The organism is Klebsiella sp. EMBS2024 (assembly GCF_036233805.1).
GTDB lineage: Bacteria > Pseudomonadota > Gammaproteobacteria > Enterobacterales > Enterobacteriaceae > Klebsiella > Klebsiella pneumoniae.
This window is the reverse complement of record NZ_JAZARW010000001.1, coordinates 3,793,873-3,803,203: the sequence shown is the minus strand read 5'-3', so window position 1 is coordinate 3,803,203 and position 9,331 is coordinate 3,793,873. Positions and strand designations below refer to the sequence as shown.

Here is a 9,331-nt window from a genome sequence, read left to right as displayed (position 1 = left end):
AGTGGCTTAATTATATNANTTTAAATCTAAAATTTGGTGGCCCCTGTTGGGTTTGAACCAACGACCAAGCGATTATGAGTCGCCTGCTCTAACCACTGAGCTAAGGGGCCGTGGCGAGGGATTATAAAGTAACTGGCGATTGCAATCCAGCGTAAAGCGCGCAGCTGCTGTTTTTATAAACAATGCATTTTCAATCCTTTATAATCATGTTTTAGCCATACAGCCGGAGAAAACATGATTAGCGATATCCTTGNGCCGGGCCTGCGCGTTGTCTTTTGCGGTATCAACCCGGGGAAGTCCTCCGCCCATACCGGCTTTCATTTTGCCCATCCTGGCAATCGCTTCTGGAAGGTCATCCATCAGGCCGGGTTCACCGATCGGCAGCTCAGGCCGGAAGAGGAGCTGCAGCTGCTGGATACGCGCTGCGGCATCACCATGCTGGTAGAGCGTCCGACGGTGCAGGCCAGCGAGGTCGCCTTGCAGGAGCTGCGCAGCGGCGGCCGTGAGCTGGTGCGGAAGATTGAGGAGTATCAGCCGCAGGCGCTGGCGGTGCTCGGCAAGCAGGCCTTCGAGCTGGCCTTTAACCAGCGCGGCGCGAAGTGGGGGAAACAGGCCATGACCATCGGGACGACCCAGGTGTGGGTGCTGCCTAATCCCAGCGGCTTAAACCGGGCGACGCTCGATAAGCTGGTGGCGGCCTATCGTGAACTGGACGATGCCCTGGCAACCCGCGGCCAGTAGCGGAGAGAGGCGACTTTCCCGGGATGGCCACCTGAACGCCATAAAAAAAGCTCCCCGCAGGGAGCTTTTTAACAGGCTGTAGACGATGCCCCGCGACGATTAATCGTCGAGGAAGCTACGCAGCACTTCAGAACGGCTCGGGTGGCGCAGTTTACGCAGCGCCTTCGCTTCGATCTGACGGATACGTTCGCGGGTAACGTCGAACTGTTTACCCACTTCTTCCAGCGTGTGGTCGGTGTTCATGTCGATACCGAAACGCATACGCAGCACTTTCGCTTCACGAGCGGTGAGGCCGGCCAGCACGTCATGCGTTGCCGCGCGCAGGCTCTCGGTGGTCGCAGAATCCAGCGGCAGCTCGAGGGTGGTATCCTCGATGAAATCCCCCAGATGCGAATCTTCATCGTCGCCGATCGGCGTTTCCATGGAGATAGGCTCTTTGGCGATCTTCAGCACTTTACGGATTTTGTCTTCCGGCATCAGCATACGCTCAGCCAGCTCTTCCGGGGTCGGTTCACGGCCCATCTCCTGCAGCATCTGACGGGAGATACGGTTGAGCTTGTTGATAGTCTCAATCATATGCACCGGAATACGGATGGTGCGCGCCTGATCCGCGATAGAGCGGGTGATGGCCTGACGGATCCACCAGGTGGCGTAGGTCGAGAATTTGTAGCCGCGACGGTATTCGAACTTATCGACCGCTTTCATCAGACCGATGTTGCCTTCCTGAATCAGGTCGAGGAACTGCAGACCGCGGTTGGTGTATTTCTTGGCGATAGAGATAACCAGACGCAGGTTCGCTTCAACCATCTCTTTCTTCGCACGACGGGCTTTCGCTTCGCCGATGGACATGCGACGGTTGATATCTTTAACCTGCTCGATGGTCAGGCCGGTCTCTTCTTCAATCTGCTGCAGCTTCTGCAGGCCGCGCTGCACATCTTCTTTCACTTCCAGCAGCTTCTCAGACCACGGCTTGTTCATTGCCACCGCGGCGTTGAACCAGGTTTCGCTGGTTTCGTTGCCGGTGAACAGGGTGATGAAGTTTTTCTTCGGCATTTTGCACTGCTCAACGCACAGCTTCATGATGATACGTTCCTGAGTACGAACGCGATCCATCATGCTGCGCATGCTGTTGACCAGGTAATCGAACTGCTTCGGCACCAGGCGGAACTGCTTGAAGACTTCAGACAGCTTCAGGATCTCTTCCTGGGCGGCGGCATGGCTACGACCTTTGGCTTTGATGGTGTCGCGCGTCAGCTCGTACTGGGTACGCAGCTCGGCGAATTTCTCACGGGCCAGCTCTGGGTCGATGCTGTTGTCGTCATCGCTGTTGTCGTCGGCGTCTTCATCTTCGTCTTCGTCTTCGTCGTCATCCATCTCTTCCTGAGACAGCTCGGAGCCAACGTGGGTGGCGGTTGGCGCCATATCTTCTTCGGCGTTCGGATCGACGAAACCGGTGATCAGATCGGACAGACGGGCTTCTTCCGCTTCAACGCGGTCGTACTGCTCAAGCAGGTAGGTGATCGCTTCCGGATATTCGGCAACGGAGCACTGCACCTGATTGATGCCGTCTTCGATGCGTTTGGCGATGTCAATTTCGCCTTCACGGGTCAGCAGCTCTACGGTACCCATTTCACGCATGTACATACGCACCGGGTCGGTCGTGCGCCCGATTTCGGATTCCACGCTGGAGAGCACCTGCGCGGCGGCTTCGGCAGCATCTTCATCCGCGGTGTTTTCGGCAAGCATCAGATCATCGGCATCCGGTGCTTCTTCCATCACCTGAATACCCATGTCGTTGATCATTTGGATGATGTCTTCGATCTGATCGGAATCGACGATATCTTCCGGCAGATGGTCATTGACCTCGGCATAGGTCAGATAGCCTTGCTCCTTACCACGTTGGACAAGAAGCTTCAGCTGTGACTGCGGGTTTTGCTCCATAAGACGGTATCCACACTTAATTCGTTTGATTGGTGTCGGCAGACGGGCTGTCGACATTTAAAGCGAGGGCGTACTTATATTATTGCCGCTGCGCCTCTGCGCGGCTGTCGGGGGCTTCCCGATCGATACTCGGCACTTAAGCCGTTAAATACTTTTCCTTCACGTTGTTCTGCGCTTTCTTACTGCTTTGATACAACGTGAAGGATATTGTCTGTCATTTATTTTTTCGCCAGCTCCTGGCTGATGGTCCAGAGCTCCCGGCGTTCTTCACTGCTTAAACCGTGTGTGCGATCGCGAGCTATCAACTCTTCCTGTCGCAGTTCCAGCAGTGAATCAAACATATGGTTGAGCGAGTCGGTGAAGGTTTGTTCAGCGATATCTTTATCTGCTATATCGTCCCACATCGACAGTTTTTCAAGGGTTGCCGCCTCTTTTGTGCCGCGATATTGCTCTAAAAGTTGCCCGGTTGTCAGACCAGGCTGCGCCAGACAGCTCTTCACCAGTTCGCTGAACAGGCTCAGTCCCGGCATTTTGCGCGAGTCCAGTCCCTCCAGCGGCGGGACTAACGGCGCCAGATCCGGGTTTTGCACCAGCAGTCCTATCAGTATACGCATGGTCGTGCGTTTTAGCTGCGGTGCGGGACGCGGCGCGCCATTTTCCGCCTGTTTTGGCATTAATCGTTCAAGCTGCGCGTCATCTAAAATGCCCAGCTTATTGCCCAACTCCTGACGCAAATAGATGCGCAGCGTTTCGCCCGGGACCTGGGTTATCAGCGGCAGCGCCAGCGTACTCAGCTGCGCGCGCCCGTCCGGAGTACTCAGATCGACCTGCGGCAGCAGGCTGTTAAACAAGAACGTGGAGAGCGGCTGAGCCTGCTCCATCCGCGCCTCGAACGCCGCTTTGCCCTCTTTACGCACCAGCGTATCCGGGTCTTCGCCGTCAGGCAGAAACATAAAGCGTAGCTGGCGACCATCGGTCATGTACGGCAGCGCCGTCTCCAGCGCGCGCCAGGCGGCATCGCGGCCGGCCCGGTCGCCGTCGTAGCAGCAGATGACGTTATTCGTCACCCGGAACAGCAGCTGGATATGGTCGGCCGTGGTCGAGGTACCCAGCGAGGCCACGGCATAATTAATGTCGTACTGCGCCAGCGCCACGACGTCCATATACCCTTCGACAACCAGCAAACGCGGTGGTTCGGGGTTATCCTGCTGCGCTTCATACAGGCCATACAGCTGGCGGCCTTTATGGAATATGTCGGTTTCCGGGGAGTTCAGATACTTCGGCAGGGCATCGCCCAGCACCCGTCCGCCAAACCCAATCACCCGGCCTCGCTTATCGCGGATGGGGAACATCACCCGTTCGCGGAAGCGGTCGTAACTGCGTCCCTGATCGTTGGTGACCAGCATGCCGGCATCAATAAGCGACTGGCGGTTTTCCTGATTGCCGCCAAACCGTTTTAAAACGTTATCCCAACCTGGGGGAGCATAGCCGATGGCAAAGCGCGTAATCACCTCGCTGCTTAACCCCCGTTTCGCCAGGTACTGGCGCGCAGGATCGGCGGCGGGCTGCATCAGAGACTGTTGATAAAACGCATTCAGACCATCCAGTAACTGGTAGAGGTTCTGCCGTTGATGGCGCTCTATCTGGCTGGGTCCGTTGCCTGCTTCATAAGGCACTTCGAGGTTGTGCATGGCGGCCAGCTCTTCGACCGTTTCCACGAACTCGAGCTTGTCGTAGTTCATCAGGAAGTCGATAGCATTGCCGTGCGCCCCGCAGCCGAAGCAGTGGTAAAACTGTTTTTCACCGTTGACGGTGAAAGAGGGGGTTTTTTCGTTATGGAACGGACAGCACGCGTGAAAATTTTTGCCCTGCTTTTTCAGCTTTACCCGCGCATCGATCAGATCGACGATGTCGGTTCTGGCAAGCAGATCGCTAATAAATACACGTGGAATTCGTCCAGCCATAAGCCCCGTTATTTCTGATGACTATAAACGAAAATAAGCCGCGCATTCCTTTCGGAAGCACGGCCTTACAACTACAACTCGGTCTGAATTGAGAGCGTCGCTCTCAACAGATTAGTACAGACGAGTACGGCGTGCGTTTTCGCGAGCCAGTTTCTTCGCGTGACGTTTCACTGCAGAAGCTTTAGCGCGCTTACGTTCGGTAGTCGGTTTTTCATAGAACTCACGACGACGAACTTCCGCCAGAACACCTGCTTTTTCGCAGGAACGCTTGAAGCGACGCAGAGCTACGTCGAACGGCTCGTTTTCACGTACTTTAATTACCGGCATGTGCCTCTCACCTTTGATTAATTCGGTTTGCCGCTGGCCGCAATGCCAGCTTATTTCAAAATGGTGCGGAATTTTACTGCAACTACTGCTGCTTTGTAAAGCACCGGCGCCTTTTTTGAAAGGGACTTTTATAAGGGTGAGGAGTATACACGAAGAGAGCACCAGGGGTGAGCAAAGTTTTACATCGCCGGTCATTGGACCTACACTGCGCGGTATTGAAGCGAGGTAAAACAACTCATGCGTGTACTGGGCATTGAAACATCCTGCGATGAAACCGGCATCGCGATTTATGACGACCAGCAAGGTCTGTTAGCCAACCAATTGTATAGTCAGGTGAAACTGCATGCGGATTACGGCGGCGTGGTGCCGGAGCTGGCATCGCGCGACCACGTGCGCAAAACGGTGCCGCTGATCCAGGCGGCGCTGAAAGAAGCCCGTCTGACGGCGAAAGATATCGACGCCGTCGCCTATACGGCGGGTCCAGGCCTGGTCGGCGCGCTGCTGGTCGGGGCGACCGTTGGCCGGTCGCTGGCCTTCGCCTGGAACGTGCCGGCGATCCCGGTACACCATATGGAAGGGCATCTGCTGGCGCCGATGCTGGAAGATAATCCGCCGGCGTTCCCGTTCGTCGCGCTGCTGGTTTCCGGCGGCCACACCCAGTTGATTAGCGTCACCGGTATTGGTCAGTATGAACTGCTGGGCGAGTCGATTGACGATGCGGCGGGCGAAGCCTTTGATAAGACGGCGAAGCTGCTGGGACTGGATTATCCCGGCGGGCCGATGCTGTCGAAAATGGCGTCCCAGGGTACCGAAGGCCGCTTTGTCTTCCCGCGGCCGATGACCGACCGTCCGGGGCTGGACTTCAGCTTCTCCGGCCTGAAGACCTTCGCCGCCAACACCATTCGCAGCAACGGCGACGATGATCAAACCCGCGCCGACATCGCCCGGGCGTTTGAGGATGCGGTCGTCGATACGCTGATGATTAAATGTCGCCGCGCGCTGGAGCAAACCGGCTTTAAGCGTCTGGTGATGGCGGGAGGCGTGAGCGCCAACCGTACCCTGCGGGCGAAGCTGGCGGAGATGATGCAAAAACGCGGCGGCGAGGTGTTCTACGCCCGCCCTGAGTTCTGTACTGACAACGGCGCGATGATCGCCTACGCCGGCATGGTGCGTCTGCAAACCGGCGCCAAAGCCGAGCTCGGCGTGACGGTTCGCCCGCGCTGGCCGCTGGCCGAGCTGCCTGCCGCCTAACGCATCCTGAAACAGGCCGACGTCACGTCGGCCTGCCTTCCTGACTACTCCATACTTTTACACAGCGAGCAGATGGCTCCCTGATGCTTGTGCGAGTGCATCACGTCCGGGCGCTCGTACTCTTCCTCACAGCTAACGCATTGATACACGGTGGCGGAGGCGTTCCCCGCCGCGTCATAGCGCGGCTCGGCGATGCCGTCATCCACATGCTTAATATAGTAGCGCCCGCGGGTAAGGAGCCCCATCAGCGGGGTCATGACAAAGGCGACGACCAGCGCAATCAGCGGCGAGAACGGCGCCAGCGTCGCCCCCAGCAGACCGAAGAAGGCGCAGATCGACAGCCCGGCGGCCAGACCAAAGGAGACCACGCCCACCGGGTTAACGTTGTAGATCATGCCGCGACGATACTCCGGCTGCGCCGGCGCCAGCTTGAGCAAGCCTTTATTAAAGGTGATGTCGGTCGCCACCACCACGACCCAGGCGATGGCGAAGTTGGAGTAAAAGCCGAGGATCCATGACAGGGCGCTGAACATATCGCCCTCCATCAGCGCCAGGGCAATCGCCAGGTTGACCACCACAAAAATAATCCGTCCCGGATAGCGTTTGGTGGTGCGGGTCCAGGCGCTGGTCCACGCCAGCGAGCCGGAGTAGGCATTGGTGACGTTAATTTTGATCTGCGAGATCACCACCAGCACCACCGCCAGCGTCAGGGCCAGCCAGCCGGGCACCAGGTTATCGAAGACGCTGACGAACTGCTGCACCGGTTCGGTATTGTGCACCGCCGGGAAACGGGTCAACAGATAGAAGCCGAGGAAGGCGCCGATGATCTGTTTGATCGCCCCTAACACCACCCAGCCCGGACCGGCGGAAAAGACCGCCAGCCACCAGCTTTTACGATTCTCCGCGGTCTTAGGCGGCATAAAGCGCAGGTAATCAATTTGCTCGCCAATCTGCATGATCAGCGACAGGCATACCCCAGCGCCGAGCATGATGGCGGTAATATCCACCGTCGACGCGCTGTTTTTACCGGCGAAATGCAGGAAGCCGTCCACCAGCTGCGGATCTTTGACAATCAGCCACACCACCGGCACCACCATCAGCACCAGCCACAGCGGCGTGGTCCACACCTGCAGGCGGGTCAGGGCTTTCATGCCATAGACCACCAGCGGGAGCACCATCAGGGTGGCGATCAGATATCCTATCCACAGCGGGATCCCGAGGCCCACCAGCAGGCCCTGGGCCATGATCGAGCCTTCGAGGGCGAAGAAGATAAAGGTGAAGCCGGCAAAAATAATGCTGGTGATCACCGAGCCGAAATAGCCGAAGCCGGCGCTGCGGGTGATCAGGTCAAGGTCAATGTTGTAGCGCGCGGCGGTGATCGCCAGCGGAATGCCGGTGAGGAAGATCACCAGCGCCGCCACCAGGATCGAATAGATGGCGTTGCTGGTGCCCCAGGCCATACCGATACTGGCGCCGATGGAAAAGTCGGCCAGATAGGCGATGCCGCCCAGCGCGGTGACCGCGACGACGCCCGGACCCCAGCGGCGGAAGCTCAGCGGGGCGTAACGTAAGGTGTAATCTTCTAAGGTTTCCCGGGTACCGGAAGTCCGCGTTGTCGCGGGTAATTCAGGGTTAAGATCCAGTGATGACATAGTCATTCCTTAATGGTTAGGCATGACTTGAATTAGCAAACCTTATGCCATATTGCAGGGCAGGCGTGGCGCGGAGGTGGAGGCAGGATGATATAAAGAGAGAGCAGAGGCTGCACCATCCGGACGCGCTTGCGCCCGGCTGGTGCAACAGGCCTATTTGCCAAGCATGCCTTTGTCTTCGAGGAAGGCGATAATGGTGCTCAGGCCGTCGCCCTGCTTCAGATTGGTGAAGGTCCATGGGCGATCGCCGCGCATACGCTGGGTATCGCTCGCCATCACCTCCAGCGACGCGCCCACATAGGGGGCAAGGTCGGTTTTATTGATCACCAGGAAATCGGATTTGGTGATCCCCGGTCCGCCTTTGCGCGGGATCTTCTCCCCTTCGGCCACATCGATGACGTAGATGGTCAGATCCGCCAGCTCTGGGCTGAAGGTGGCGCTCAGGTTATCGCCGCCGCTTTCCACGAAGATAAGGTCGAGGTTACCGAACTTTTCACTCAGCGCTTCCACGGCGGCGAGGTTCATTGAGGCATCTTCGCGGATCGCCGTATGCGGGCAGCCGCCGGTTTCCACACCGACGATGCGTTCAGGCGCCAGCGCGCCCGCTTCGGTGAGGATGCGCTGATCTTCTTTGGTATAGATGTCGTTAGTGACCACCGCCAGCTGCCAGGTATCGCGCATCGCTTTACACAGTGCTTCCAGCAGAGCGGTTTTACCGGAGCCGACCGGGCCGCCGACGCCGACGCGCAGCGGGTGTTTATAAGAGTTCATGGCTTCTCCTAGGAACGGAATAATCGAGAGTATTGGGTTTCATGCCGGGCAGAGGCGATGGCGGCGAGCGGGGTGGCCGATCCGATATCGCCGTCCGGCGTGGCCAGCGCGCGGGGCATCTCGGCCGCGTAGTGGTCACAAAGACGTAAAATCAGCTGCTGGGCGGCCTGCTGGCCGAAGGGGACCAGCTTGACGCCGGCCATCACGGCGCTCTCAATCCAGCTATAGCCCAGGCTGAGGGCCATCTCGGGCAGGGCGATACGCCAGCGCACGCCGAGCCAGGCCATCCCGGCGAGCTGGCTTTGCTGGCACAGGGAGCGCCACGGCGGCGGACAGTCCGGCTGCCAGTCGCTCAGCAGACGGGCAAACGCCGCGCCGCGGTTGCGCTCTTCCTCCCGCAGTTCACGAGTTTCCCGGCAGGCCAGCAGATAGGCGGTCCAGCGCTGGGCCGCAGCGATATCGCCTTGTTCGCAGGCGCGGTACAGGCGGGCGAACAGCGGCAGGTCAACGGTAAAAAAGCCTTCCGTCATCTGGCGTCGCTGCCAGCGCTCGAAGGCCGCGACGTCCGGCACCCAGCCGGCTTCCACAGCCCACTCCAGCCCCTGGGACCAGCTGTAACCCCCTACCGGCAGGTTGCTGCTGGCCAGCTGCATCAGCCGCAGGCGTTGTTCCGCTGTCGACATG

Annotated in this window: 8 protein-coding genes and 1 tRNA gene; 2 read left to right on the top strand and 7 right to left on the bottom strand. The window is 58.3% G+C overall.

The features are described 5' to 3' along the window. Positions 1 to 34: 34 nt before the first annotated feature. Positions 35 to 110, bottom strand: a tRNA-Ile gene (locus VZP09_RS17455). A 124-nt stretch (positions 111 to 234) separates the two neighbouring features. On the opposite strand from VZP09_RS17455, the gene mug reads away from it, so the two are divergent. Beyond that, positions 235 to 741, top strand: a complete 507-nt coding sequence (gene mug / locus VZP09_RS17450; protein ID WP_328795306.1) for a G/U mismatch-specific DNA glycosylase — start codon at positions 235 to 237, stop codon at positions 739 to 741. Positions 742 to 840: 99 nt separating this feature from the next. Here mug and rpoD read toward each other — a convergent pair whose 3' ends face one another. The 3 genes from rpoD to rpsU all read right to left on the bottom strand — a co-directional run bounded on the left by rpoD (position 841) and on the right by rpsU (position 4,973). After that, positions 841 to 2,682, bottom strand: a complete 1,842-nt coding sequence (rpoD, locus tag VZP09_RS17445; protein WP_004174339.1) for an RNA polymerase sigma factor RpoD — start codon at positions 2,680 to 2,682, stop codon at positions 841 to 843. Between the two features lie 218 nt (positions 2,683 to 2,900). Beyond that, entirely contained in the window at positions 2,901 to 4,646 is a 1,746-nt protein-coding gene (dnaG, locus tag VZP09_RS17440; protein ID WP_004149864.1) for a DNA primase, read from the bottom strand. A gap of 111 nt (positions 4,647 to 4,757) precedes the next feature. Continuing rightward, a complete protein-coding gene (gene rpsU / locus VZP09_RS17435) occupies positions 4,758 to 4,973 on the bottom strand; it encodes a 30S ribosomal protein S21 (protein ID WP_001144069.1) in 216 nt (71 codons plus the stop codon). Between the two features lie 237 nt (positions 4,974 to 5,210). On the opposite strand from rpsU, the gene tsaD reads away from it, so the two are divergent. Beyond that, entirely contained in the window at positions 5,211 to 6,224 is a 1,014-nt protein-coding gene (gene tsaD, locus VZP09_RS17430; protein WP_328795305.1) for a tRNA (adenosine(37)-N6)-threonylcarbamoyltransferase complex transferase subunit TsaD, read from the top strand. A 44-nt stretch (positions 6,225 to 6,268) separates the two neighbouring features. On the opposite strand, the gene VZP09_RS17425 is transcribed toward tsaD, so the two are convergent. The 3 genes from VZP09_RS17425 to VZP09_RS17415 form a co-directional block, all read right to left on the bottom strand. Further along, positions 6,269 to 7,876, bottom strand: a complete 1,608-nt coding sequence (locus VZP09_RS17425) for a purine-cytosine permease family protein (protein ID WP_087791884.1) — start codon at positions 7,874 to 7,876, stop codon at positions 6,269 to 6,271. Between the two features lie 153 nt (positions 7,877 to 8,029). Continuing rightward, entirely contained in the window at positions 8,030 to 8,647 is a 618-nt protein-coding gene (ureG, locus tag VZP09_RS17420; protein ID WP_002916877.1) for an urease accessory protein UreG, read from the bottom strand. Between the two features lie 8 nt (positions 8,648 to 8,655). Then, complete coding sequence (locus tag VZP09_RS17415; protein ID WP_015959000.1) at positions 8,656 to 9,330, bottom strand: urease accessory protein UreF; 675 nt, start codon at positions 9,328 to 9,330, stop codon at positions 8,656 to 8,658. Between the last annotated feature and the right edge of the window lies 1 nt (position 9,331).